The sequence below is a fragment of the Synechococcus sp. PCC 6717 genome (genome assembly GCF_022698185.1).
GTDB classification, from domain to species: domain Bacteria; phylum Cyanobacteriota; class Cyanobacteriia; order Thermosynechococcales; family Thermosynechococcaceae; genus Thermosynechococcus; species Thermosynechococcus lividus.
The window spans coordinates 1-24,634 of the sequence record NZ_JAKLTV010000014.1 but is presented as its reverse complement, the minus strand read 5'-3'; the positions used below and the strand labels follow the sequence as shown (position 1 = coordinate 24,634).

General features: G+C 55.0%; 24 protein-coding genes and 1 pseudogene. 11 read left to right on the top strand and 14 right to left on the bottom strand.

Translation table 11 applies throughout. The features are described 5' to 3' along the window. Nucleotides 1-5: 5 nt before the first annotated feature. The 3 genes and pseudogenes from L5470_RS07945 to L5470_RS07935 form a co-directional block, all read left to right on the top strand. A pseudogene (locus L5470_RS07945) lies at nucleotides 6-191 on the top strand (transposase); the annotation flags it as partial. Between the two features lie 258 nt (nucleotides 192-449). Beyond that, nucleotides 450-1,712 carry a bifunctional glutamate N-acetyltransferase/amino-acid acetyltransferase ArgJ gene (gene argJ / locus L5470_RS07940; RefSeq protein WP_099798652.1) on the top strand — a complete coding sequence of 421 codons (1,263 nt, stop codon included), beginning with the start codon at nucleotides 450-452 and terminating at the stop codon, nucleotides 1,710-1,712. Between the two features lie 71 nt (nucleotides 1,713-1,783). Further along, entirely contained in the window at nucleotides 1,784-3,178 is a 1,395-nt protein-coding gene (locus L5470_RS07935; RefSeq protein WP_499499272.1) for a pentapeptide repeat-containing protein, read from the top strand. Here the strand turns inward: L5470_RS07935 and malQ are convergent. The 7 genes from malQ to L5470_RS07900 all read right to left on the bottom strand — a co-directional run bounded on the left by malQ (nucleotide 3,175) and on the right by L5470_RS07900 (nucleotide 9,183). After that, nucleotides 3,175-4,716, bottom strand: a complete 1,542-nt coding sequence (malQ, locus tag L5470_RS07930) for a 4-alpha-glucanotransferase (protein WP_499499270.1) — start codon at nucleotides 4,714-4,716, stop codon at nucleotides 3,175-3,177. The genes L5470_RS07935 and malQ overlap by 4 nt on opposite strands. A gap of 37 nt (nucleotides 4,717-4,753) precedes the next feature. After that, nucleotides 4,754-5,077, bottom strand: coding sequence for a DUF3007 family protein (locus L5470_RS07925; RefSeq protein WP_499499274.1), 324 nt, complete (start codon nucleotides 5,075-5,077; stop codon nucleotides 4,754-4,756). A gap of 5 nt (nucleotides 5,078-5,082) precedes the next feature. Beyond that, nucleotides 5,083-5,313: a photosynthetic/respiratory NAD(P)H-quinone oxidoreductase subunit L gene (ndhL, locus tag L5470_RS07920; RefSeq protein ID WP_099798648.1), complete on the bottom strand. Its 231-nt coding sequence runs from the start codon at nucleotides 5,311-5,313 to the stop codon at nucleotides 5,083-5,085. 20 nt (nucleotides 5,314-5,333) lie between these two features. Continuing rightward, complete coding sequence (gene ndhK / locus L5470_RS07915) at nucleotides 5,334-6,047, bottom strand: photosynthetic/respiratory NAD(P)H-quinone oxidoreductase subunit K (protein WP_499499267.1); 714 nt, start codon at nucleotides 6,045-6,047, stop codon at nucleotides 5,334-5,336. Nucleotides 6,048-6,184: 137 nt separating this feature from the next. Next, a complete protein-coding gene (locus L5470_RS07910; RefSeq protein ID WP_499499265.1) occupies nucleotides 6,185-7,111 on the bottom strand; it encodes an isoaspartyl peptidase/L-asparaginase in 927 nt (308 codons plus the stop codon). A gap of 33 nt (nucleotides 7,112-7,144) precedes the next feature. Continuing rightward, entirely contained in the window at nucleotides 7,145-7,594 is a 450-nt protein-coding gene (locus L5470_RS07905; protein ID WP_499499263.1) for a hemerythrin domain-containing protein, read from the bottom strand. 80 nt (nucleotides 7,595-7,674) lie between these two features. Continuing rightward, on the bottom strand, nucleotides 7,675-9,183 hold the full coding sequence (locus L5470_RS07900; RefSeq protein ID WP_099798646.1) for a UbiD family decarboxylase: 1,509 nt from the start codon (nucleotides 9,181-9,183) through the stop codon (nucleotides 7,675-7,677). Nucleotides 9,184-9,234: 51 nt separating this feature from the next. Between L5470_RS07900 and L5470_RS07895 the strand changes: the two genes are divergently transcribed. From L5470_RS07895 to L5470_RS07875, 5 genes are all read left to right on the top strand, one after another. Further along, entirely contained in the window at nucleotides 9,235-9,576 is a 342-nt protein-coding gene (locus L5470_RS07895; RefSeq protein ID WP_499499261.1) for a histidine kinase dimerization/phospho-acceptor domain-containing protein, read from the top strand. A 3-nt stretch (nucleotides 9,577-9,579) separates the two neighbouring features. Further along, on the top strand, nucleotides 9,580-10,383 hold the full coding sequence (gene lpxA, locus L5470_RS07890) for an acyl-ACP--UDP-N-acetylglucosamine O-acyltransferase (protein ID WP_499499259.1): 804 nt from the start codon (nucleotides 9,580-9,582) through the stop codon (nucleotides 10,381-10,383). 57 nt (nucleotides 10,384-10,440) lie between these two features. Next, nucleotides 10,441-10,983 (top strand): hypothetical protein, encoded by a 543-nt coding sequence (locus L5470_RS07885; protein ID WP_499499257.1) that lies wholly within the window; start codon nucleotides 10,441-10,443, stop codon nucleotides 10,981-10,983. 7 nt (nucleotides 10,984-10,990) lie between these two features. Beyond that, nucleotides 10,991-12,373, top strand: coding sequence for a serine/threonine-protein kinase (locus tag L5470_RS07880; RefSeq protein ID WP_499499255.1), 1,383 nt, complete (start codon nucleotides 10,991-10,993; stop codon nucleotides 12,371-12,373). Between the two features lie 61 nt (nucleotides 12,374-12,434). Then, nucleotides 12,435-14,267: an ABC transporter ATP-binding protein gene (locus L5470_RS07875; protein ID WP_499499253.1), complete on the top strand. Its 1,833-nt coding sequence runs from the start codon at nucleotides 12,435-12,437 to the stop codon at nucleotides 14,265-14,267. A 9-nt stretch (nucleotides 14,268-14,276) separates the two neighbouring features. Here the strand turns inward: L5470_RS07875 and L5470_RS07870 are convergent, their stop codons facing one another. The 7 genes from L5470_RS07870 to L5470_RS07840 form a co-directional block, all read right to left on the bottom strand. Further along, nucleotides 14,277-16,691 (bottom strand): amylo-alpha-1,6-glucosidase, encoded by a 2,415-nt coding sequence (locus L5470_RS07870; protein WP_499499251.1) that lies wholly within the window; start codon nucleotides 16,689-16,691, stop codon nucleotides 14,277-14,279. Between the two features lie 7 nt (nucleotides 16,692-16,698). Beyond that, the gene (locus tag L5470_RS07865; RefSeq protein ID WP_499499249.1) at nucleotides 16,699-17,445 is read right to left on the bottom strand and encodes a hypothetical protein; all 747 of its coding nucleotides are present in this window, start codon (nucleotides 17,443-17,445) and stop codon (nucleotides 16,699-16,701) included. Between the two features lie 85 nt (nucleotides 17,446-17,530). Further along, nucleotides 17,531-18,610: a glycosyltransferase family 4 protein gene (locus L5470_RS07860; RefSeq protein WP_499499247.1), complete on the bottom strand. Its 1,080-nt coding sequence runs from the start codon at nucleotides 18,608-18,610 to the stop codon at nucleotides 17,531-17,533. Between the two features lie 337 nt (nucleotides 18,611-18,947). Beyond that, the gene (gene mutL / locus L5470_RS07855) at nucleotides 18,948-20,567 is read right to left on the bottom strand and encodes a DNA mismatch repair endonuclease MutL (RefSeq protein WP_499499245.1); all 1,620 of its coding nucleotides are present in this window, start codon (nucleotides 20,565-20,567) and stop codon (nucleotides 18,948-18,950) included. Then, a complete protein-coding gene (gene coaBC / locus L5470_RS07850; RefSeq protein ID WP_227517606.1) occupies nucleotides 20,555-21,772 on the bottom strand; it encodes a bifunctional phosphopantothenoylcysteine decarboxylase/phosphopantothenate--cysteine ligase CoaBC in 1,218 nt (405 codons plus the stop codon). The genes mutL and coaBC overlap by 13 nt, the downstream gene beginning before the upstream one ends. Then, on the bottom strand, nucleotides 21,759-21,974 hold the full coding sequence (gene isiD / locus L5470_RS07845) for a protein IsiD (RefSeq protein WP_099798636.1): 216 nt from the start codon (nucleotides 21,972-21,974) through the stop codon (nucleotides 21,759-21,761). Before isiD ends, coaBC begins: the two co-directional genes overlap by 14 nt. A gap of 84 nt (nucleotides 21,975-22,058) precedes the next feature. Then, the gene (locus tag L5470_RS07840) at nucleotides 22,059-22,196 is read right to left on the bottom strand and encodes a hypothetical protein (protein WP_499499243.1); all 138 of its coding nucleotides are present in this window, start codon (nucleotides 22,194-22,196) and stop codon (nucleotides 22,059-22,061) included. 207 nt (nucleotides 22,197-22,403) lie between these two features. Between L5470_RS07840 and psaC the strand changes: the two genes are divergently transcribed. From psaC to ntcA, 3 genes are all read left to right on the top strand, one after another. After that, on the top strand, nucleotides 22,404-22,649 hold the full coding sequence (gene psaC / locus L5470_RS07835) for a photosystem I iron-sulfur center protein PsaC (protein WP_499499241.1): 246 nt from the start codon (nucleotides 22,404-22,406) through the stop codon (nucleotides 22,647-22,649). A gap of 199 nt (nucleotides 22,650-22,848) precedes the next feature. Beyond that, a complete protein-coding gene (locus L5470_RS07830; protein WP_227517605.1) occupies nucleotides 22,849-23,505 on the top strand; it encodes a hypothetical protein in 657 nt (218 codons plus the stop codon). A 155-nt stretch (nucleotides 23,506-23,660) separates the two neighbouring features. Further along, nucleotides 23,661-24,326 carry a global nitrogen regulator NtcA gene (ntcA, locus tag L5470_RS07825; RefSeq protein ID WP_499499239.1) on the top strand — a complete coding sequence of 222 codons (666 nt, stop codon included), beginning with the start codon at nucleotides 23,661-23,663 and terminating at the stop codon, nucleotides 24,324-24,326. Nucleotides 24,327-24,634: the final 308 nt, after the last annotated feature.

Below are 24,634 nucleotides of genomic sequence, written 5' to 3'. Positions count from 1 at the left end.
TCTAGAGCGTAAGAACAATTTGTCGGTGGTTTGGTGAAGTCACCGCCTATTTTGATAATCACACAAATAGTGATGTTGTTGAAGGTATTAACAATAAATTGAAGCTGATCAAGCGGTCAGGTTATGGGTTCAGGAACTTTGACAATTTTCAGTTACGTTGCTTAATTTGCTGGCATTTAGCTATTGATTAAGCATAACTCGGACGATAGAGCCTCCTCTTATATTCCCACATGTGAAAGGGTTTTCTCGCCATAATGTTTTAGCGTTTAGGCTAACCAACATCGTGCCACAACAATTTCCGAGGCGGTAACTGCGCCAATGGTTGCCAATGTTGAGGTTTTTGCCATGGGATGCAAGGGCGGCATTTTACAAGTTCTGTTAACACTTGGTTGCGAGGCAAAATCAGCCTGATATAATCGCAGCGGTTATCTACTGAATTGACCAAGACTATGACCCGCTGGCAACGCATTATTGGAGGAGTCACTGCTCCTAGGGGATACCGGGCAAATGGTATCCGGGCTGGCTTAAAAGCGTCCGGTGCACCGGATCTAAGCCTCATTGTCTCTGATTTGCCAGCGATCGCCGCAGGGGTGTTTACAACTAATCACGTCTGCGCTGCGCCGGTGACCTACTGTCGCCAACGCCTCCAAACTAAGGCAACCGCTCAAGCGATTTTGTGCAATGCTGGGCATGCCAATGCAGCTACGGGGTCTCAAGGATGGGCTGCTGTACTCGAACAAGCGGAGATGGTAGCATCTGCCCTGAAGATTAGTCCGGAGATGGTGCTTGTCGCCTCCACAGGGGTAATTGGTCAGCCAATTCCCCTTGAGAAACTGCGCCAAGCCTTGCCTACGCTCACCAACTCCCTGAGTGAGACCGGCGGCGATGCGGCTGCCCGAGCCATTATGACCACAGATCTCGTGCCAAAGTCGATCGCCCTAGAAGCCCAGTGGGAGGGGCAACCCATCCGTATTGGTGGCATGGCTAAAGGGTCGGGGATGATTCACCCTAATATGGCAACCATGCTGGCGTTTATTACCTGTGATGCAGCAGTCTCGCCTCACCTGTGGCAAGCGATGCTCCAGCGCGCCTGCGATCGCTCCTTTAATCAAATCACCGTTGATGGTGACACCAGTACCAATGACAGTGTGATTGCCCTCGCCAACGGTCAGTCGCGCACCCCCGCCATGACGGATGCCGCCGAACCAGCCGCCATCCTTCTTGAAGAAATGCTCACAGAGGTGTGTACCTATTTGGCCAAGGCGATCGCTCGAGATGGGGAAGGTGCCACCTGTCTCATTGAAGTACAGGTCAGTGGTGCCAGTGACGATGCCTCGGCCCGTCAGGTTGCCCGCACCATTGCTGGGTCAATGCTGGTCAAATCTGCCATTTATGGCCGTGACCCCAACTGGGGGCGCATTGCGGCGGCGGCGGGTCGGGCTGGGGTTCCCTTTGATCCGAGTAATTTGGCTATTTCCCTAGGGGACATTGTAATGATAAGCCAAGGCCAGCCCCTCCCCTTTGATCGCGCTGCTGCCAATGCTTATCTGGTGAATCAAGCCCAGCGCAACCAAACCGCAGAGAACGGCCAATCGGTGGATCATCCAGTGGTATTGTCAGTCAAAATTGGCCAAGGCAATGGCACTGGAGTGGCGTGGGGCTGTGACCTGAGCTACGACTACGTCAAAATCAATGCTGAATACACCACCTAGGCGATCGCCCCTGATTTCCAAAACGGTATGTCAAACTAGAAAAGATAGCGACGGGTACGAGTATCTCCCCTATGAATCCACAGGAGTTGTTAAAACGCTACGTCAGTGGTGAACGGGATTTTAATCGTGCCAGCTTAACAAACGGTGAATTCATTAACGCTGACCTACGCGGCATTATTCTCTCCCGCGCCGACATGGAGTGGGTCAACCTGAGCGGTGCAAACCTGAGCGGTGCCGTGTTGTGTGGGGCTGAAATTATTAACGCCATGCTGATCAAGGCGGAACTGGTGGATGCCAATTTGGCCGGTGCCAACCTGAGCCGCAGCGATCTTAGCTGGGCAAACCTGACGCGCGCCAACCTAAGTCGGGCAGAATTGGCGGAAACCACCCTCCGGGGAGCCATTTTACAGGGTGCAAATCTGACTCGTGTGGATTTAGCCAATGCCGATCTGCGCGGACTTGGGTTGCAAGGGGTCAATCTCAGTGGTGCCAATCTTCAAGGAACGAACCTTCACGGCACCGACCTCACCCAAGCAAATTTGATGCGGGTAGATTTAATTCAAGCCGATGTTAGTAATGCCAACCTGAGCGGTGCTAATTTAAGTGGAGCCAACCTCACGGGTGCCAATTTAACGGCGGCCAACCTCAGTGGCGCAAATCTCAGCCGCGTTGACCTAACAGAGGTTAAGCTCAGTGAGGCCAATCTGACCAAAGCGAATCTTACGGGTGCTGAACTGGCGAAAGCCGACTTATCTTCTTTAGAGTTAGCAGATGTCAACTTAGGGGGAGCCAACCTCAGCGGCGCAAATTTATCCGACACCAACCTCAGCCGTGCTGACCTGAGTGGGGCGAACCTGCGGGGAGCCAACCTCAGCCGTGCTGACCTGAGTGGGGCGAACCTGCGGGGAGCCAACCTCAGCCGTGCCAAGTTAGTGGGTACAAATTTACGGGGAGCCAATCTCCAAGGCGCCAATCTACAGGGGGCATTACTGGACGGCGCAGATCTCAGTCAAACAGATTTGCGCAGTGCCAACCTCAGTGCCCTTGTCTTTAACGGCGTGAAACTGCGGGGAGCCAACCTGAGTGGGGCAAATCTGCGGGAGGTGGAGCTCACGGAAGCAAACTTTAGCCGCGCTGACTTGATTGAAGCCAACCTCAGCCGTGCCCGTTTAATTGGAGCTAATTTTAGCCGTGCCACCCTCTCGGAAGCCAACCTCAGCCGTGCCACCCTCAGTGGCGCTACCCTCAGCCGTGCCACCCTCAGTGGCAGTTTAGTGGGCACTGTCGATCTCAGCGGTGTTAACCTCAGTGGCGCAGACCTTGCGGATGCCAACCTTTCAGGATCTAACTTATCCCGGGCAGACTTGACCCGAGTGAACTTGACAGCGGCAGATATGAGTGGGGCTAACCTCAGCGAGGTAGATTTGCGCGGCACCATTATGCCCGATGGCCGCCGTCGTGCTTAGGTCTCGTTAGCGGTAGAATCTGCGGTAGGCTCGGGACGCGGTGGGGCTTGCCGCCCAAATAAGTGCACCAAATGCTTAAAATGAGCCGCCAATTCAAGGGTGAGTTGATCAGCCGTGACTCGCCATGACCAGTTCCCTTCGCTGGTTCCAGGAAAATTCATGCGGGCATGGGTGCCTAGCCCTAGGAGATCTTGAACCGGGATAATGGCTTGGTTAGCCACTGTTCCTAGGGCAAGGCGAATTAACGCCCAGTGGGGGTCGTTGGGGGTGTATCCCAGATAGTCAATGAACCGCTGCCGTTCCCAATCCCCTAGGCTCTCGTACCAGCCCACAGTGGTGTCATTATCGTGGGTGCCTGTGTAAACAACACAGTTGCGCTCTTGGTTAAAGGGCAAAAACGGGTTATCCGCGCCGCCGCCAAAGGCAAACTGGAGAATTTTCATCCCCGGAAACTGAAATTGATCTCGCAGGGCAATGACATCGGGGGTAATGTCTCCTAAATCCTCAGCAAGGATAGGTAGGCGACCTAAAGCAGCTTGTAACGCTTCAAAAAAGGCAGCTCCAGGCCCCTCTTGCCATGCACCATTGATGGCGGTCTCTTCCCGCTCGGGCACTTGCCAGTAGCTTTGAAAGCCCCGAAAGTGATCCACGCGGATAATATCCACATAGGACAGCAGTGTGCGAAAGCGCTCAATCCACCATGAGTAACCGTCGGCGGCTAGGGCGCTCCAGTTATAGATAGGGTTGCCCCATAATTGCCCAGTGGCACTAAAGTAGTCGGGGGGCACACCCGCCATGAGGGCAGCTGCGCCCGTGTCCGGGTTCAATTCAAAAAATTGAGGAAACGCCCAGACATCGGCACTATCATGGGCCACGTAGATGGGAATATCCCCAATGATTTCAATCCCCTGGGCATTGGCGGCATCCTTGAGGGCATGCCACTGCTGGTAAAAGATAAATTGCTGGAACTCGTACTCAAAAATGCGATCTTTGAGCTGCACCTGCATCTTAGCCAGCGCGGCAGGGTCGCGATCGCGCAAGGGGGCAGGCCATTCATACCACGGCTGCCCGTCATGGTGATCCTTTAAGGCCATGAACAGGGCATAGGTCTCCAGCCAATAGTGAGCTAATTGGCGGAAGTCGGCCAAGGCTTGCCAATCGGCGGCGGTCGCTTGCGCCTGAAACCGCTGGCTAGCCAGTTTTAATAGCGGTAGCTTTTGACGAATAACAGCATCATAATCGACGCGATCGCCATTCTCATAGGTCAGGCCAGCTAAATCGGTTGCCGCGAGCCACCCAGCCGCAACCAGCTCATCCAAGCTAATTAGGAGCGGATTCCCCGCCATCGCCGAGTAGCACATGTAGGGGGAGTTGCCAAAGCCGGTTGGGCCGRGGGGCAACACCTGCCAGTACTGCTGATCACTAGCAACGAGAAACTCGATAAATGCCCGTGCCCCCGCACCGAGGTCGCCAATGCCATACCCCCCAGGAAGGGAGGTTGGGTGCAAAAGTAAGCCACAGGAGCGGGGAAAGTGCATAGCAACGCCTAGGAAGTCTAGCTCCATTATCTCGCGATTAGGGATCGCTTTCTGGGGCGTGGGCTGCTTCAGCAGCAATCTCTTTCTCCAGCGCCGCTAGCTCCTCCGGCGACAGCTCTGCTAAGCGCTGAGCAAGCACTGCCTCTTCATAATCATTCAACTGCTGATGATAGGTCATGCGTCCGCTAAAGACCCGCAGCAGATAGGTGGCAAGCCAGCCTATTACCCCTAAGACAAAAATGCCTTGACTCCAGATTCCCGCTTGGGTTGGCTCTAGACCCAACAGCCGTAGCACGACATAGAGGAGACCGCCAGCGAAAAAGACGCCTACGCCAATCCCAAGCACATCAATGCGACGCATTGGCACTAGGGTTCAAGGGAACGGGGCTGGGGACGAAAGTTGAGAAAGGGAGCCAATAGCAGCATTCCCGGAAAGAAGAACAGCAGCAGAAAATACATAAATGCTCGCTCAAGGGAGCCGGCAACGTACCAACGACTATTGAGGTAAGCGTAGGTGAGGGCAGGCAAGATGAGCAGGTACAGACCCGCAAGGCCAATGTACACCCCTAAAACCAGTAACTCAGTTGAGACTTCCATCACATTATTTCCTGATAGGTTTACTCAGAGATGGGCGTGGGTTCAGCAACTTGATCAGCTAAGGCTGGAACAGCCATCCCCATGGCCTCTGCGAGGGCAGCAGGGGGAGCTTGTCGGCTTGGGGCTTTAAGGTACTCACCCGTAAGAATGGGGGGCACCGCCTTCATCGTGTGCTTAGCTGTAAAGAGACGGTGAGTCTGAGCAAGGTTTCCCCGTTCACTCAGGTGCTCATTGGCAATCTTTTTACGCAGTTTGACAATCGCGTCCATAATCGCCTCGGGGCGGGGGGGGCACCCCGGCAAATACACATCCACGGGAATCAGCTTATCAACACCGCGAACCGCCGAGTAGGAATCGGAGCTAAACATCCCGCCTGTAATGGTGCACGCACCCATGGCAATGACGTATTTGGGGTTGGGCATTTGCTCGTAGAGGCGCACCAGTGCCGGTGCCATTTTCATCGTGATGGTGCCGGAGGTAATGATTAAATCTGCTTGACGGGGGCTGTTGCGGGGCACCAAACCAAAACGGTCAAAGTCAAAGCGCGAGCCAATCATGGCGGCAAATTCGATGAAGCAGCAGGCGGTGCCGTACATCAGCGGCCACAGACTGGACAGCCGTGCCCAGTCGTAAACATCGTTTAGAGAGGTGAGGATAATGTTTTCGGCAAGTTCTTGGGGAACTTCGGGACGGGCAATCGGATTGAGGATGGCAGGCGAGGTCGTATTGGTCATAGGTTCCCTCAAGGGACATCGGCCAGATGAATGTTAAAACACTATCAAATTATAGGGGGTTGCCCCTAAGGATGCACCCCATTGCGGCTGCGGCACAATAAAAAAAATTGACAGCAAGGATAAATTATTCTTGGCTGTTATGCTCGGCATCCCACCTGTAGCCCTGGTGGCAGTTCTAGGGTGTCGCCAATGTGTTGACCATCCCAATAGGCGGCGAGGAGAACATCACAGGTTTTGCCCCATGCAAGCGTTCCCTGATGATCGAGCCCAATGGCACCAAAGTCTCGCTGGCGGGTGGCGGCTTCTTGGAAGGACTTAGCAAAGGCAGCTTCGAGGGACAACCCATCGGTAACGCGCACCACGATACGGCTGGCTAAGGCTTCGTCTAAAATGTCTTCGCCAATGCCTGTACAGCTTACGGCGGCAAGACTGTTGGCATAGTTCCCAGCAGGGGTTGCTGAATCACTGACTCGGCCAATGCGCTCGAACCCCTTGCCCCCGGTTGAGGTGCCGACGGCCAACTGGCCAAATTGATCCCGTACGACCACGCCAATGGTGCCGCGTCCAGCATCTTCGGCGACAACGCCAGCCATTGCGGTTTGAAAATTGCCTTTGCGCTCCTCGAGCCACTCATAGAGCCGTTGATCGGTAAGGGGTTGATACACCGGAAGCTGTAACTCCCGCGCCAGTTCTGCTGCGCCAATATCCGAAAGGAGGCGATCGCTACTGTTTTGTAACCACTGCGCCAGATCAATGGGGTTCTTAACGCGTGACACATTAATCACCCCACTGAGACGCTGTTGCGAGCCATCCATCACTGAGGCGCTCATGCGAATCTGACCATCGGACTGCAAGACTGACCCTGTGCCTGCATTAAAGCGAGGGTCATCCTCCAGTAAGCGGCACCCCAATACGACCGCCTCCATCGCTGCGGCACCCTGCTCTAAGGCTTGGGTAACTTGGACAATAACCCTGTGGAGAGACTCACGGACGGGAATCAGGCCACCTTTATCTTGGAGGGAAGGCCCAGCTCCCCCATGGATAATCACTTTAGCTTGGGACACGGGACTCGACTGGCAATAGGAGGGCTTAAGGTATCAAAAAAAGGTTTCTGCTGTCAACTGCTCAGCTTGCTGCTTGGCCAGTTCTTCTGGGTGGGTCAACAGATAGAGCATGGGTAGATCTTCATCGCAAATGTGCTGAAGCACGAGTTGACCAAGGGTTGTGACGGTGGTGGTGGTTAAGGTCTCAGGATGACTCTGAATCTCGTTCACTATACGGTTCAAATCCCGCAGCAGGTTTTGGTGGGCGGCTCGGTGGGAGAGATATTGGGGGTGATTGGCCGCTGCCATCAGGGTTTCTTCGTGCTGGAAGTGGTTTTGGGTTTCCGCCGCACAATCCAGCAACAGTGACTCTAGGTGTGCGAAGGCGTCCCCGTGGGCGATCGCCGCGGCTAACTGCTGTAAACGCTGCAAAAGCTGCTGGTGCTCTTGATCAATAACCTCTAGGCCAGAGCAATACTCTGCCTGCCATGCCAACTCAGTCATAATGCATCCTCCGAACAGCAGGAATCAACAGGGAAATGCTTCACCGTGCTGTTTCTAGCTTAGCAGCGGCAGCTAGGCTCTCAATCGATTTCGTAGCCAAACAGTTCGGGATTCACTGCCGTCAAGTCCAAATCCCCTAAGCCATACTCCTGCCAGCGTTGATCCACTAGTTGAGCGATCTCAGGGTCAGAGGTGAGGGGCTGCCCCCACGGATGATCGGTTTCCGGCGGTATTTTGGTGGTTGCATCAATCCCCATGCGACCGCCGAGGCCAATCCGTTCACTCGCAAAGTCCAGAGAGTCAAAGGGGGTATCCGGCAAAATAAAGACATCACGACTGGGATCCACTTTGGAGCTAATGGCCCAAACCACTTGGCGTGGATCGCGAATATTAATGTTTTTATCCACCACAATGACAAATTTGGTGTAGGTAAACTGGGGCAGGGCACTCCAAAAGGCAAGGGCAGCGCGGCGGGCTTGGCCGGGGTAGGCTTTGTCAATGGAAATGATCGCGGCTTTGTAGCTGAGGGCTTCCATCGGTAAAAAGAAGTCCACAATTTCTGAGACCTGCTGCCGCAAAATTGGCGTGTAAATGCGGTTGAGGGCAAGGGCAATCATCGCCTCTTCCTTGGGGGGACGGCCACTAAAGGTTGTTAGGTAAATGGGATCGCGTCGATGGGTAAGGCAATGGAAGTGAATCACCGGGGAGGCTTCGACCCCACCGTAGTAGCCCATATGATCGCCGCAGGGGCCATCGGGCAGGAGTTCACCGGGGGTAATGGTTCCCTCAAGGACAAACTCCGACTGTGCCGGAACCTCAAGATCAACGGTTTTGCACTTTGCCAGATGAATGCCACCACCACCGTAGAGTCCGGCAAAGAGCCATTCCGACAAATCCACAGGAATGGGGGTTGCGGCTGCCATGATAATCAGGGGATGTACCCCTAGGGCAACGGCGACTTCCAGTTTTTGCCCCCGTGCTGCCGCCTTGCGTAGGTGCCGCGCCCCGCCGCGCACTGATAACCAGTGGACGGTCATGGTAGTGGCGGATTGCAATTGCAGTCGATAGACCCCAACGTTAGGCGTGCCAGTTTCGCAATCCTTGGTAATGACGAGTCCTAAGGTAATAATCTTGGCTGCATCCTGTGGGTAAGGGCGAATCAGGGGCAGTTGGCGGAGGTCGAGATCGGGGGCTTTGACCACCACTTGCTGGCAAGGGGGTAGCAAATCACGGCTGGGTTTGGCGCGCACCACATCAAAGAGCACTTTGCCAAAATCGATGACTTGGGGCAGGGTTTTCGGGGGTTTGGGCTGCTGCAAGAGTGCAAGTTTTTTACCCAAGGCTTCGAGGTCTTGGGGGTGGTTCATCTTCATCGCCCAACAGGCGCGCTCGACGGTTCCCAGTAAATTGATGGCTACAGGGTAGGGGGAACCAATCACCTGTTCAAACAGCAGGGCAGGCCCGCCGGCGGCCAAGAGGCGATTGCAAATTTCGGCCATCTCAAGATCGGGGTTTACGGGCACAGTAATTCGGCGCAGTTGTTGCCGCTCTTCCAAAAGTTTGAGATATTGCCGTAGGTCGTCAGTCATGGGGGGTCAAAATCGCGTAATCTCTTTTATGGTAAGAAGGTTTGACGTTTCGTGCAGTTGTTTTCAACCCATGCAGAACTGGTGGTGCAAGCACAGCAGCTAGGGGCGATCGCCCAAGAGTTATCGGCTACATCCTTGCAATGGACTGCCCAAGAGGCTGCCTTGATTCACAAAATCCAAGCAGCTAGCGATCGACTCAATGACCAGCTCGCACMCCCCCTGATCGATGATCTCAGTCGCTACCGCCATGACCTGCGCACTCCCTTGACGGTAATTCTTGGCTATTGTGAGTTAATGCTCTCCCGTGCCCCCCAGCCCATTCCCCAACTCAGTGCGGTTTATCAGCAAGGGCAGGTTGTGCTGCGGGCGATTAACCAGTGGTCGGGGGAGTAAGAAATGGGGATTCATCCAACCGCGATTGTTGAGGCGGGCGCGCGGATTGCGGAGGATGTGGAGATTGGTCCCTTTTGCTATGTTGCCGGTACGGTTGAAATTGGCAGGGGTACGCAGTTAGCCCCCCACGTCACATTGCTGGGGCACACCCGCTTGGGGGAAGGCTGTAGGGTTCACAGTGGCGCAGTGATTGGTGACTTACCGCAGGATGTGTCCTACCGCGGTGGTCTGAGCTATGTCCACATTGGCGATCGCTGTACGCTGCGCGAGGGGGTCACGATTCATCGCGGTACGCAGGCTGAGTCCGTTACCCACGTGGGTCACGACTGTTTACTGATGGCCTATAGTCATCTTGCCCACAATGTTCATGTAGGGAACTATGTCACGATCGCCAATAATGCACTGATTGCCGGCTATGCCCACATTGGCGATCGCGTCTTTATTAGCGGTAACTGTTTGGTGCACCAGTTTACCCGTATTGGCCGTTTAGCGATGCTGTCTGGGGGAACGGCCATACAAAAAGATGTCCCGCCCTTTTGTATGACCCGCAGCCTGAGCACCAATACGATCATGGGGTTAAATGTGGTGGGCTTACGGCGTGCGGGGKTTTCTGCTCAGGAGCGGCACATACTGAAACATGCCCTTGATGTGCTCTACCGCTCTGCGCTGAACACCTCCCAAGCGGTACAGCAGTTGCGGGAACAACTGGATCATCCCCTCATTCAAGAGTTTTGCGATTTTATTAGTGCCTCAGAGCGCGGAATTTGCCATTTTATCCGTCGCCGTGACAGTCGTGACCCACCCTAACAACCATCTGCTTTTCCGGTATGATCGCCGATCAGACCCTAGCACCAATGCAGCACCATGGCCGAAGTGATTCTATTATCCTTAATGAGCGGCAGCTTGGGTTTTTCTGCCCTGCTGTACCGCCAGTGGTGGTGCTGGCAACACGACCAAACCCAACAGGCGTATGAAGAAGAGGAACAATTGACCACCTACCCTTCAAAACCACCCGATCCCCAAGGGAAACCATCGGCTCAGTTAGGGGGTTGGGAATTCAAAATTGTGCGATCGCTGCGCAATCAGTTCCATGACCCTGAAGTGCTGCGGCAGGTTTGTCGTGAAGAAGCCCAAGGGGGATGGATCTTATTTGAAAAACTCGATGATCGGCGCTTACGCTTTAAGCGGCCGATGGCTCTACGGGAAAAAATTGTGCCTCAGGCTGGCTATGATCCCTACCGTAGTTACTATGGCTCCCGGTTTCACTGGGGGTCGCTGTTGTCCGTGGTAATCTTGATGATAATGGCGACATTACCTGCATACTTGGGCTATCGCTTGGTTATTCTTAGTCAACGTCCAGCCCCGTTAACAACACCGCAACCCCCTTCTTCGACGCTGCGTCCTTAAGGTGCCTATGTCCTCCCTGAGTATGCTGAGTGTAGGTAGTACCCTTCAAGGTGGGAAGTATCGTCTTGATGCCTTGTTGAGTCAGGGAGGGTTTGGGGTCACCTATCGCGCTACCCATACCCTGCTGAATCAGCCAGTGGTTCTCAAAACCCTCAATCTGCAACAGGAGCCGCCGAAGCGCATCCATGATCTGGGGGAGCGTTTTATCCAAGAAGCCCAACGCCTTGCTCAGTTTCAGCACCCCCATATTGTGCGGGTGAGCGACTGCTTTATTGAGGCGGGTCGGCCTTTTWTTGTCATGGRCTATATTGCGGGTCAGACCCTCGCTCAAGTGATTCAGCAGCAGGGGCCACTGCCGGAAAAAACAGCGTTGCACTACATTCGCCAAGTGGCCAGTGCCCTTGATTTGGTACACGAGCACGGCATTCTGCACCGCGATGTCAAGCCCGATAACATCATGCTCCGCGAAGGCACCAATCAGGTGGTGCTGATTGATTTTGGTATTGCCCGTGAATATACAACCGGAGTCACTGAAACCAATACGGGGTTGCTGTCGGCAGGCTATGCCCCGGTTGAGCAGTATTTACCTCGCCACCAATGGACTCCCGCCACCGATGTCTATGCGTTGGCAGCAACGCTTTATGCCCTGTTGGCCGGTCAACCGCCCGTTGCGTCGGTGCTGCGCGATCGCGTCCCCCTTGAAGACCTGCGCCAGTTCCAGCCCAACCTCAGTGAACGCACCATTGACGCCATTGAACGGGGGATGGCGCTGGATGTGCGAGAGCGTCCCCAAAGTGTGCGGGCATGGTTACAACTCCTAGAAGGGGGTAATGTGGCTCGTCAAACTACGGCAACGGTGGCGGTGATGCCCAAACATCGCACTGCCTTAGGGGCAACTCAGCCGGAGGGCGGGGTGGCAGTGCTACCCTCCCCTCAGCGATCAGGCGTGTCACCTTGGGGATGGCTGCTGGGAACCGCACTTATTGGTGGGCTTGCTGGCGCAGGGCTGGGTCTGCTGTTACGGAGTCAGCCGGTGGACACCGTTGTGCCGCCGCCCTTGCAGCCTCAAGAACAGGAATTTCCCCCCMCCTTACCGACGGTTGTCCCCCCCCTTGAGGTAACCCCAACCCCCACCCCCACACCAACAAACACGCCAGAACCCGAACCGACGCCAGAGCCAGTGGAGAGCCCCACGCCTGAGTTAGAGCAACCGCTGCCGGAACCCACCTTGACCGTGCCCACCCCCACGCCAAGTCCCACAGTCCCGCCAGTGGCTACGCCATCGCCGACCCCACCGGTGGTTGAGTCACCCCCCCCGCCAACCAATGACGCAGGCAACGCTGAGCCACCGCCCGCTAATCCCGCCAATGGTGAGCCACCGCCACCTTAGAAAAAAACGGCATTATTAAAATTTGTTAAAATCGAGACATTTGTTGCTGAGCATCGATGTTATGGCATCTTTTCGCTCAATTTTGTCCTACTATCGTCCTTACCGGGCGATCGCCCTCACAAGTATTATTGCGGCTAGCGTTTGCGAGCTAGTGGATCTCCTGGTTCCCTATGCCATTGGTCAAATTCTCAATTTGCTCTCGCAGCAACCACTGGATGCGCCGATAGTGGCGATCGCCGAAACGGTGACCCGATTCACTGGCGTAACCAATACGTTTCAGGTGAACCTTGCTGTGCTGGGTGCGCTGGTCTTTTTAGCAACGGTGATCCGCGCTCCTATCCAGCCGTGGGTGGGGGTGTGGTTCCACTGGTGGATCGCCCTTGCGGCGCGCCGAGATCACAGCCGCAAAGCAGTGGAAAAAATTCTCAGCCTACCCTTAGAGTTTTTTGAGGAAAATAACCCCGGTCGGATTGCCAACCGTGTCAACAAAGGCATCTCTAACCATACGTGGAGCTATCCTGAAGTTGCCGGTCAACTAATTCCTAAGCTGGTGCGGGTGCTGGGCATTAGCCTGATTTTATGGTGGCTCGACTGGCCGGTTGCCCTTGGTTTGATTGTCTCGTTTAGTGTGATCTTGGCGCTAACGTTGCGATCGCTGCGCCGAATTATTCAAAAAGAAGAAATTCTCGACAGCCACATTGAAAACACCGAAAGCCGTACCTCCGAGATCATTACCAACATCAAAACCGTCAAAGCCTTTGCTAACGAAGCCCGCGAACTAGAGCGGCAGCGCCATCGACTGGATCGCGAGTTCAAGATGGTGATTGATCGCATCCACCGCGGCTACATGTATCTCATTACATGGCAAGGCACCCTTGTGCAGTGTTGCCTCTTTAGCTTGTTGGGGTTCTCCTTGGCCGCCACGATTGCTGGGCGGGTCTCCCTTGGCCATTTCATTACCATCTACACCCTTGCCAGTATGGCCTACGCCGAAATTACCCCCCTCTCGCAGGTGGCGGAAGTGTTTGCGCGGCGCTATGCCTCAGTGCTGCGGTTCCATGAATTTATGGAGCTACCCTCAGGGCGAGACAGCATTGACCTCGGGCAAGCTGCCATTCCCCAACTTCAACTCTCTGGCAAGGTAGATTTCCAGCACGTCTGGTTTAGCTATGTCCCCGGACGGCCAATTTTGCGGGATATTACCTTGCTGATTCCGCCGTGTCAAACCGTCGCCTTGGTGGGGCGCTCCGGCTCAGGGAAGTCAACCCTCATTAAGTTGCTCTTTCGCTATTTCCAGCCGGATCAAGGCCAGATTCTCGTGGATGGCCAAGACATTCAAACCCTTGATGTGCGCGCCTATCGTAAACGGTTGGCGATCGTGCACCAAGAAGTGGACGTGTTTAACGGTACCCTCTGGGATAACCTCACCTACGCTCACCCCGATGCCGATGCGGAAGCAGTTTATCGTGCCTGTGCCATTGCGCGGGTGGATGAATTTGCCGAACAACTTCCCCATGGCTATCGGACAATTGTGGGGGAGCGGGGGCTGCGGCTGTCGGGGGGGCAACGGCAACGCCTAGGGATTGCCCGGGCGCTGTTGGCGGATCCCGATGTGCTGGTCTTTGACGAAGCAACGTCAAGCCTAGATTACGAGTCGGAGCGGGATATTCAGCGAGCGCTGCGGACGATTACTGGTACCCGCACCATGATTATCATTGCCCACCGCCTCAGTACGGTTCGCGATGCCGATAAAATTGTGGTTCTCAACGAAGGCACCATCTGCGAGCAGGGCAACCATGACGAGCTACTGGCACAAGGGGGACTGTATGCCCATCTCTATGCGATCCAGCGCGATCGCGACGATTCCCCAGACCAGTACTATCACTATCTGTAAACCACCAGCTCAGGCTTCGATAATGACCCGTAAATTGCCCCGTTTTTGCACTACGCGGCAGGCCGTTGCGCCATTGGCTCGCTCGAACTCCAGATCTAACCATGTCTGGCCAATGCGTAGGTTACGCAGGGATAAATAGTAAACGTCGGGTAATAGCGTCGGATTCACCACCCGCAAACAGTTATTGGGAGCATCGGGAACAAGATTAACCATCACTTGGATGAGGTGAAAGATGCTGCCGGTGGCCCAGGCTTGGGGTGAGCAGGCCACGGGATAGCGAACTGGGGGGCTATCGGCAGTGCGGGCAAAACCACAAAAGAGTTCCGGCGGGCGGTAGTACGGCTGCTGGGCGGTCATGTCCAAAAGACCTTGGGCAATTTCTAGAGCCTGTTCCGTATAGCCTAGGCTGCGCAGCCCCAAGGCAATCAGACCGCTGTCGTGGGGCCACACCGAACCCAAGTGATACCCCATCGGGTTGTAGGCGGGGGRGGTACTGCTGAGGGTGCGAATCCCCCAGCCGTTGAACAAATCCGGAGCACTCAGGCGTTCAGCAACGCTCTGAGCCTGTTCGCGACTGAATAGCCCTAACCCCAAACACTGCCCCGGGTTAGAGGTAATGCTATCTACGGGGTGGCCATCGCCATCGAGAGCCAGTGCAAAGTACCCCTGTTCCGGCAGCCAAAAGTCTCTCTGGAACTGGGCTTTGAGGGTTTGAGCTGCCCGCTGCCAGCGATCGCCTAAGTCCGGCTTGTGAAGAGCGTAAGCCAATTGACTCAGGCGCATCCGAGCCGCATAAACATACCCCTGCACCTCCACGAGGGCGATCGCCCCCGTTGCTAGGTCCCCTTTGGCATTGACAATGCAATCCCCTGAGTCTTTCCAGCCTTGATTGCGTAACCCACCCGCTGACTTGCGTTCGTAGGTTAAGTACCCCTCGCTAGCCGCACAGTTGCGATCAATCCACGCCATCGCCGCTTCGGCGTGGGGCCAGTACTGTTCCAAAAAGGCGCGATCGCCCGTCCAGGCATAGTAATCGGCATAGAGCATCAGCCACAGGGGCGTAGCATCCACCGTGCCATAGTAGGGATCATGGGGGATTTCGCCACAGCGAGCCATTTCCCCCCGGCGCAACTCGTGGGGGATTTTCCCGGGTTCCTCATCCCGCCATTCGTTGGTGGCCTGTCCCTGATAGGCGGCTAGAACCATCAGCGTCTGGCGAGCAATATCCGGATTGAGAATCAAGGTCTGCATCGCTGCAATCAGGGCATCGCGCCCAAACAGGGTGGAAAACCACGGAATACCCGCTGCCAAGGCTTGCCCAGTTTCATCGGTGTCGTCCCCAAGGGGAAAGGTCTGTTGTAGCAGGTAAATATCTTGGGTGGCGCGATCAAGGATTTGCTGCAAGGGGCGATCGTCAGCGTAAAACTGGGTAGTACACTCTTGCCACTGCTGCATCTCCATCGTTTCCGCCGCTAGCGCTTGGCTGACGGTTGCTGGGATGCTCACCGATGAAGCGGGTTCATTATTTACAAAGGGCTGTAGCCGATAGCCCAACACCGTTGTGGCATGGGGGAGCAACAGCAGGTGCCAGATGGCCGTATATCCCTCTAGGCGATCGGGCTGATGGCGATAGAAGTCAATACGGGTCTCCATAAAGACCCCATCCACCCCGCGATAGGCGAGGACTAGAGCCTGGGAGCGGGAGGAGGACAGGGTTGATGGTGCATCTTGAGAGACGGCGGCGGACGACGGTGCACTCAGCGATACATCGTCTTCGGCATCTCGAAGCTGGCGCATCCGTAACCCCGTGCGTTGCCGTACCCAGCCGCGAATCTCAAAGAGGTCAGCAAAGTCAGCCTCAAAGGTCAAACTCAGTTCAAAGCTAACGGGCTGCTTGCCATAGTTGGTCAGGGTCAATTTTTCTAGCAGCCCCCCTTGCAACACCAGCTCCCGCTGAATACTCACCGTTTCCGGTGGAATCTGCGATGTTCCCGGATTGGCACACTGCGCCGATAGGGCAAACCCGCGCTGGGCGGAACTGCTTAGCAGGATCAGCGGTTGACGCTCAAATTGCAACTCTAGTCGGCTAAGGAAACGGGTATCGCGGCAAAAGAGACCGAGGTGCGTCTCATCCCGGTTATCAAAGCAGGTGATATTTCCCAGCGGATCCGTGATTAAGAAGATGTCATTATCTTTCAGGATCAACGTTGTCTGCTGGCGTCGGCTCTGGGTACAGGGCCATTGCGTCTCTGTTGCCTCCTGCACAGGGGCGAAGGTACGTCCATCCCCCAACTCCACAACAGATATGGGGTCACTGGAGTCGGCGGGGGGCGTTGCCGTTGGCGGTGAATCGGCCTGTGGCTCGATTCCTGGGTTGGTGGAGGGTGAGGATAGCGGCTCAGGGAAAACAGATGGATGATTCATGGATCGATTAGGCATGGGCCAGCATCAGTTCGCGATCTTGGGAGGGTAGGTGGTCTGGAGCAATCGGTAAGGTTACCACAGGTGGGATCTCGACGTGACGAGCGCCTACATAGGCGGCTAAGTGCTGGCGATAAATATTATGCAGGTGGGTGGCGATCGCCACCCAAGGATCGCGGCGGAAGCCCCCATAGTGCCGCTGGCGTTGCCGATTGACCTCATCATCCCCAGTACCAGTGGCCATCCCCTGCCAAAGGAGCCACTGATCGGGTTCAGCGCCGGTGTGCTTGATCGTTCCCATCTGGCTTTGCCCTAGGGGCGGGGTATGGAGCCAGCGCCAACCATAGCACGCTTTGAAGTATTGGCCAAGATGGGCTGAGGCATCATCAAAACTATGGAAGAGGGGGCTGATCAACCCGCGCTGAGTTTGCTGGGCAAGGATGGCTTGGGCCGCCTGCTTGAGCGATCGCTCGCACGGCTGCGGATCTATGTCCAGTTCTATGGGTATCAGTTGACATGTGGGGGCTAAGCTAGTCAGTTCGCGTTCAGGTAGCGTTTCCTTTGAAGCAAGCGTTTGTGGGGTGTCTCCCTTGGAAAATCCCTGCGGAGATTGACCGGCGGCGGTTGTAACCCAATTCACCTGCCAACCTTGGTGCCCTAAGGCAGTGGCCAGCGAGTGAACCCAATGCCCCTGCGTAGGCTGGGGGGGATAGTCAAGGGCAAGAAATGTGACTGACGGTTGCTGGGCGACTGTCATAGACCATCTCCTCCTGATACGTGTTAGGCCGGTGGGGATGGGAGAAGCTTTCCCGATCTACGGCTGGCAGACATTCACCAGACACTTAGCTGGCGAGTCGTAAGGGAGTGTGCAGATAACCATTCTGGGCGAAGCGTTCCCGCAGCACAGCCTCATAGACGGCTTCGTAACCATTCACCATGCAATCAACATCGAAGTGGGCTTCAACATAGGCACGACAGGCCGCCCGATCGATGTGTGATACTTGGCGGACAGCGGCAACACAGTCCTCAACGGTGTGGCACAAGAACCCGCTGCGACCATGGGCAATCACCTCCGGGGCAGCGCCCAAGGCCATGGCAATCACAGGCGTTCCACAGGCCATCGATTCAACCATCACAAGGCCGAAGGGTTCTTGCCACGTAATCGGAAACAGGGTTGCTAGGGCGCGCCCCATCAGTTCATTCTTCATAGCATGGTTGGCTTCCCCTAAAAATTGAATCTGCTGGCCATCAATGTGGGGAGCAATTTCCCGTTCAAAAAATGTTTGGTTGGAAAAATCAATCTTGCCAGCCATCTTCAGCGGGATGCCTACCGCCTTGGCAATCGCGATCGCTAGGTGAGGGCCTTTTTCGATGGACATCCGCCCCAAAAAGGCGAGGTAGGGTGGTTCGTCCGGTTGCGGGTAAAACTGGAAGCGATCGGTGGCGATCGCATTATAGACCGTGGCTACGTAGTTGAGATTTAAATCAGAACGCCGTTGCGAATTCGAGATACTGACAAAATTTTGGTTATGATGCTGGACAAATATCTGCTCCGTGAGGGGGGTGAAAAGACCATGCAGGGTATGAACCACGGGTGTTTTCGTCAAGCTGGCATAGGGCAAGGCGGGGTAATCCACATGGGAATGAATTAAGTCAAAGTCCGCCGCCTGCTGAAAGACCTTGCTCAGTTGCATTTGCTCATAAACCACATACTCCGGTGGCAAAATCCCTTGGGGACGCAACGCCTCAGCACATCCGGCTTCCAACCGTGCTAGGGTTTTTGAGTCACCCGTGGCAAAGAGGGTCACCTCATGCCCTCGCCGCACTAATTCATCCGCTAGTAAGCTAACCACTAATTCCGTACCGCCATAGGCTGGGGGAGGAACACGTTCCCACAAAGGCGCAATCTGAGCAATCCGCATCCTCATGCCTCCTCAAAACTCGGCAAGTTGCCAATCCACTCACGAATGAACAAACGAACCGTTGCTCGGTTAAGATCAAGAAATCAAATGATATAGCTATCTCGAGTAATAGATGTGGCAGGGATTTTTACACTGTTGCCACATCGAACTCCATCACGATCGCCAGCGGTAAACAACTTGCCTAAAATAACTGCACCAAAGTCACCAGCTAGCCGCTAAAGCTTAGGCAGTGTTGTTCCGTCCTTACCTTAAGGGGTATTACGCTTTGTTGCAATTTCGGCATTCTAGGCAAGTCATGTCGGGAAATCCCACTTGACAGCCAAGGGTGAGGTATGGCCTACAGACCATGACTCTTGCCCAGCACCCAATGGCGGCGGAAGAAGCGAGCAAGCGACGATTCACTCAGTTGTAGGCAAATCGGTCGCCCATGGGGACAGGTATGGGGTTGGCGACAGCTAGACCACTGATCCACCAAGGTTTGCATTTCAGGCAGAGATAAGGGGGTGCCATTGCGCAGAGCACTACGGCAAGCCACTGCCACTTTTGCTGCTGTTAAATCAGCTACCCGAGAGAGTTCAAGCAGAGCTGCTGTGGCATCTGCGCGAGACTCCAACAACTGGGGCAGGCTACGCACCGCCCAAACGCAGGTGCCAAAAGGAACAATGTCGAGTCCCCACTCTTGGAGACGGTTCACCTGTTCAGGGGTTAATGCCTCGATGAGTAAAGGTTGAGACAGCTCGACAACCTGCCAATCTGCTTCAATTTGTTCGTAGAGTACCCGCTCATGGGCAATGTGCTGCTCGATGAGCCATACCCCATCCTGCTGCTCAACGACAATATAGGTTTGATGCAATTGAGCCACGGCTTTCAGGTGCTGAAGCGAGGGCTGGGGGGCAATACTGCGGTAGCGTCCCGCTGGTTCGGCAGTTTTTAGCAGCTGGTAGCTAGCAGGCGGACTCAAGGTCACCGGAGAGTGCAACAGGTCGGCGATCCGTTCCTTGAGCAGCGCTTGCCATTGCTCGGCATCCCGCAAGTAGATGGTGCGTTTTTGGGGCTGGGCGCTCCAGTCAATGGCACTGGGTGGCAAATGCAGGTGAGCCAAGCACAGGGGAAATCGCTGCCGGGGCAGGCTGCGGCCAAAGGCTTCCAGCAGGATCTGCTGCCATGTGGGTTGGCTGTGGAGTTCGACCCAGCGACCGTTAATGGCAACACCCAGCCAGTCAGGGCGAGGGCGATGGTGGCGATCCGGTAGCCCCAGCACCAGTTCAATTTGGGGATCTTGGTACTGGCGTAAATCTGCGGGATTCAGTTGTGGTAGGAATTGTTGGAGGCGATCGCCAAGGGAGGTGACAGCAGGCCAATGCAACCAGCGTTTTTGGGCGCGCAGAACATGCCATGCGACCGCTGGCGAACACAGGGCGAGTTCTTGAAGTCGCCGCTGCAACTGTTTAGCCTGTTGCCCCTGTCGCCGTTGCGGCCAGTCCTGAAATAGCTGTCGCACTTCGACACGGGTGCCCACCGCCATCCCTTGGGGGCGTTGTGCTTGAACATGTCCGTGGCGATCGTAGCGAACCCACCAACCTGTCTCTGCCTCGACATGGCGGCTACAGATGGTGAGTTCAGCCATCTGGGCAAGACTGTGCAGAGCTTGGCCGCGAAAGCCAAGGGTCGTTACCTGCATCCAATCCCCATTCTGGGGCAATTTACTGGTGGTGGCAGCGAGTGCCACGTGCGGTAAGTCAACGACACGGATGCCATGGCCATTATCGGTCAGCTCTACACTCCACAGTTGGGGGTGCCAGTGCACATGAATGCGGCTCGCTCCAGCATCAAGGGCATTTTCGGCCAACTCCTGCACCACGGTGGCCAAGGAGTCAAGGGTTTCCGCCGCGGCGATCGCCCGCTGCACATGGGGCGGTAAAGGAAGCACCGTTAGCTGCTGCTTCAGGTTAGCCATGCCTGCGCTAGATCAAAAATGTGATGCGCCAGTATTAACTTGGGCATCCGTGCCAACCGATGGGAACGCCCATCACTGCCGAGGACAAGAGCCGCATTCTCCTGTGTGCCAAAGCCACATCCTGGCTGATCTACTGCATTGGCCACCATCAGGTCTAAACCTTTGTGGGCTAACTTTGCCCGTGCCGCTGGCTCAATGTCTCCTGTTTGAGCGGCAAACCCAATCAGCCGTTGGTGGGGCTGGCGACCTTGGGCAGCCATGGTCAAAATATCGGGAATAGTGGCTAAGGGCAACGCCGTCGGTAGCTGCGCCTTCGGTAATTTGCCAGCGTACTGGGTGGCGGGGCGGACATCCCCTACCGCTGCGGCCATCACCAGCCAATCTGCCGTTGGCCACACCTGCATCACCGCCGCTTGCAGTTGCTCACTTGTTTCAGCAGCAATGGCCGTGACCTGCGGTGGCACTGGTTCACTGAGGATGCCGTGAACCAGCGTGACCCGTGCCCCCCGATGTACCGCTGCGCGCGCTAACGCTAACCCCATCTTGCCAGTGGCTGGGTTGCCGATAAAGCGCACTGCATCCAAGTATTCGCGGGTGCCCCCTGCGGTAATCAGTAAGTGCTTGCCACTGAGGTCTCGCTGGCCGTGGGTGTGCGCCAAGGAATCAAGGTAGGCAATAATCTCGCTCGTCTCAGCCATGCGGCCCATGCCAACGCTATCACAGGCAAGGCGGCCGTGGGTTGGGGGTAAGCAATGGTAGCGAGGCTGCTGCTGTAACTGCTGCCAGTGGGCTTGCACAGTGGGCTGCTCCCACATGCGGGTATTCATCGCCGGTGCCACGAGGATAGGCATGTTGGAGGCCAGCACTGTACTCGTCAGCAGGGTATCTGCCAAGCCATAGGCTAATTTAGCAAGGGTATTCGCCGTCAACGGGGCAATGAGCAGCAACGTGGCCGTTTCCGCTAACTCAATGTGCAGTGGCCGGGGCGCTTGGGGGTGCCAAAAATCAGCATCCGTAAGAACAGACCGCCGACAGAGGGTCGATAGGGTGAGAGGCGTAACAAAGTGGGCAGCAGTTTCTGACAAAATTGCTGAAACACTCCAACCCGCTTTTACTTGGGTGGAAATAACATCACAGATTTTGTAGGCAGCAATACCACCGCCCACCCCCACCAGTAAATGGGGGGCAACCTTAGGACTCGTCAAAGGCTTCTAAATCAAGAAGGTATAGGTACGGTTCTGCAAGTTCTGGCCGCTGAAATGCCAAGGAGCGCAAGAGATGCCAATCCTCTAAAGCAGCAAAGGGAGTGTCGTAGTCGTCCTCCTCTAGTCGCTGCGCTAGGGCGGCTACGTCTTGGGGGGTCAATTGATTAATAAACTCGTGGGAATAGTGTTGTACGGTTGGCATAACCCCTCCTGCATCATGCCTAGAGAGCAAGGCTGCTACCCAAATTATACCCTGCCCTCCTCTTTTCTCCCCTAAACGCATCTGCTAGCCCTGCACTTGTTGAAGGTTGAGCAAAAGGCGCTCGGCGGTAAGGTGTGCCATGCCTGCTTCATCATGGGCAAGCCAGCGGCGAATGACGTTTAGCTGAGCTTGCTCGTAATCCTTAAGATGCACCTGAGACATAATGGGGAGTCCTCATAAGACTTTACAAAAAAGTTACATTCTTTGAAGTTTGTTGCTGCTCCTCAACTTAGACTACAGCCACTGCGGTATCCTAATTCTCGGTATTTATCTCCAGACTGCCCTTACTGTCGTCCCGTGGGGAGTACCTTGGTGCACGGCATCCGCAGGGCAACCCCTGTATCCTGATCGTTTAGGAGCGGTTATTACATGGCTCACACTGTAAAAATTTACGACACTTGCATTGGCTGCACCCAGTGTGTGCGGGCCTGCCCCACCGATGTGCTGGAAATGGTGCCTTGGGATGGTTGTAAAGCTGGGCAAATTGCCTCCTCCCCCCGCACCGAAGACTGTGTTGGTTGWAAGCGGTGCGAAACCGCCTGCCCCACCGATTTCTTAAGCATCCGTGTTTATCTGGGCGCTGAAACCACCCGCAGTATGGGCTTGGCGTACTAGAGCGGCTGCACCAACGTTTCTTTGAGCATAGGCTTGGGACAGTTTACTGAGTCTCAAGTCTATTGTTGTGTCTGCACGCCGGAAACAATTCTTTAATATACTAGTGAAGACTATCCCCTACTGCGGGACACTCTAGCGTCTCGTTGAACACAGGCCAGAATTGAACAACTCGTTACCCTCCACCCTGTCAAGTTTGCTCGTGTCCTCTTGGTACCGTTTCTTTTTAGGGGCACTGTGGCTCAGCCTTATCCTCTACAGTATGTTCTTAGCCCCCCCCGATCGCCCCGAGACATGGGAGCTGATTCAGCGCTTGGCGCTTGGCGACTGGCAGGGCATTAACCCCTTGATTGTTAGCCTCTTTAATTTGATGGGGGTATGGCCTCTTCTCTACGCTGGCATTTTGGCAGTGGATGGCCGCGGTCAACGGTTCCCAGCATGGCCGTTTGTGGCTGCTAGTTTTCTTGTGGGTGCCTTTGCCCTCTTGCCCTACCTTGCGCTGCGCCAACCCAATCCACGGGTGATCGGCACCTTGGACAAGGGTCTCAAACTCTGGGAGTGGCGGGGAACCGCTATCCTTTTATCACTTCTAGTGATGGTACTTCTCGGCTATGGCCTCCTTTGGGGTGAGTGGGCCGACTTTTGGCAGCAATGGCGCTCTAGCCGCTTTATTCACGTCATGACCCTTGACTTTTGCCTGCTATCCCTGTTGTTTCCGCTCCTGTTGCCGGATGATTGGGCGCGACGCGCTATGGGCGATCGCCCGTGGCGGTGGTGGACCGTGCTACCACTGGTAGGGGCACTACTGTACTATCTGAGACGGCCACCGTTAATTCTCTCGGAAAAATGTGTGTCATGATACAAAAAAGTGCCCCTGAATCCGTTTAACTAATCTCTCAAAGCTAAACTCTCCGCAAACGGTAGTGTAGTTTTGTTTTCAGGAACGTTATGCCACACGCGGGGGAGGCTCAGGCAACTGAACCACTACCTTGGATCGAACAGCCACAGTAGGTCATGAATAGAGAACAACCATTAGCAACCGTCTTTCGCCACATGGCTAGTGGGYTTTTTCCTGCCACAACTGAAACCTATGAGCGGGGGAAAACAATTTTCTTTCCGGGGGATCCAGCGGAAAAGGTCTATTTTTTGCTCAAAGGTGCCGTTAAACTCTCACGGGTCTATGAGGCGGGGGAAGAAATTACCGTGGCGCTGCTGCGGGAGAATACCGTATTTGGCGTCCTGTCCCTGATTACGGGTACCCGCTCGGATCGGTTTTACCATGCCGTTGCCTTTACCAGTGTGGAGTTGCTGGCGGTTCCCMTTGAACAGGTGGAAAAAGCTATGCACGAAGACCCCTCCCTGCCCATGTTTATGATTCAGGGGTTATCGTCACGGATTTTACAGACAGAAATGATGATTGAAACCCTTGCCCACCGTGATATGGGGTCACGGCTAGTGAGTTTTTTACTCATCCTCTGCCGCGATTTTGGCATCCCCACCAGTGCTGGCGTGACAGTTGATCTGAAGCTCTCCCATCAGGCGATCGCCGAGGCGATTGGCTCCACCCGCGTCACCGTAACTCGTTTGCTGGGGGAACTGCGCGATCAAAATATGATTTCAATTCACAAGAAGAAAATCACGGTTCACAATCCCCTAATGCTGAGCCAGCAGTTTACGTAATTCCCTTATAGAAACCGGAGGGTTCGGGAACCGGATAAAACCTCGCTCGTTCCCGACGGGGATACAGAACGGTTCCCGCGCCTACGGCAGTAGGCAGAATCAGTCTTGACAKWAGACAAAGTGATGTCCTGACTGATACGTGCAACGACGAGTCGATTTTAGCTGTATGCCATCTTCTCTCATACGGTTGCTATTCACGTAAATCGGCATCTATAATAACTGCATACCATCTGGCTCTATCGTCCGAGTTATGCTTAACTAACCAATCGAGTTGAAAGGTTCCATCTTTCCAATCTTTAGATCGGAAG

Bases quoted from the DNA above. Each gene is read 5' to 3' on its own strand.
- argJ (WP_099798652.1), top strand. From the start codon at position 450: ATGACCCGCTGGCAACGCATTATTGGAGGAGTCACTGCTCCTAGGGGA.
- L5470_RS07935 (WP_499499272.1), top strand. From the start codon at position 1,784: ATGAATCCACAGGAGTTGTTAAAACGCTACGTCAGTGGTGAACGGGAT.
- L5470_RS07925 (WP_499499274.1), bottom strand. From the start codon at position 5,077: ATGCGTCGCATTGATGTGCTTGGGATTGGCGTAGGCGTCTTTTTCGCT.
- ndhL (WP_099798648.1), bottom strand. From the start codon at position 5,313: ATGGAAGTCTCAACTGAGTTACTGGTTTTAGGGGTGTACATTGGCCTT.
- ndhK (WP_499499267.1), bottom strand. From the start codon at position 6,047: ATGACCAATACGACCTCGCCTGCCATCCTCAATCCGATTGCCCGTCCC.
- L5470_RS07905 (WP_499499263.1), bottom strand. From the start codon at position 7,594: ATGACTGAGTTGGCATGGCAGGCAGAGTATTGCTCTGGCCTAGAGGTT.
- L5470_RS07900 (WP_099798646.1), bottom strand. From the start codon at position 9,183: ATGACTGACGACCTACGGCAATATCTCAAACTTTTGGAAGAGCGGCAA.
- L5470_RS07885 (WP_499499257.1), top strand. From the start codon at position 10,441: ATGGCCGAAGTGATTCTATTATCCTTAATGAGCGGCAGCTTGGGTTTT.
- L5470_RS07875 (WP_499499253.1), top strand. From the start codon at position 12,435: ATGGCATCTTTTCGCTCAATTTTGTCCTACTATCGTCCTTACCGGGCG.
- L5470_RS07865 (WP_499499249.1), bottom strand. From the start codon at position 17,445: ATGACAGTCGCCCAGCAACCGTCAGTCACATTTCTTGCCCTTGACTAT.
- L5470_RS07860 (WP_499499247.1), bottom strand. From the start codon at position 18,610: ATGCGGATTGCTCAGATTGCGCCTTTGTGGGAACGTGTTCCTCCCCCA.
- mutL (WP_499499245.1), bottom strand. From the start codon at position 20,567: ATGGCTAACCTGAAGCAGCAGCTAACGGTGCTTCCTTTACCGCCCCAT.
- isiD (WP_099798636.1), bottom strand. From the start codon at position 21,974: ATGCCAACCGTACAACACTATTCCCACGAGTTTATTAATCAATTGACC.
- L5470_RS07840 (WP_499499243.1), bottom strand. From the start codon at position 22,196: ATGTCTCAGGTGCATCTTAAGGATTACGAGCAAGCTCAGCTAAACGTC.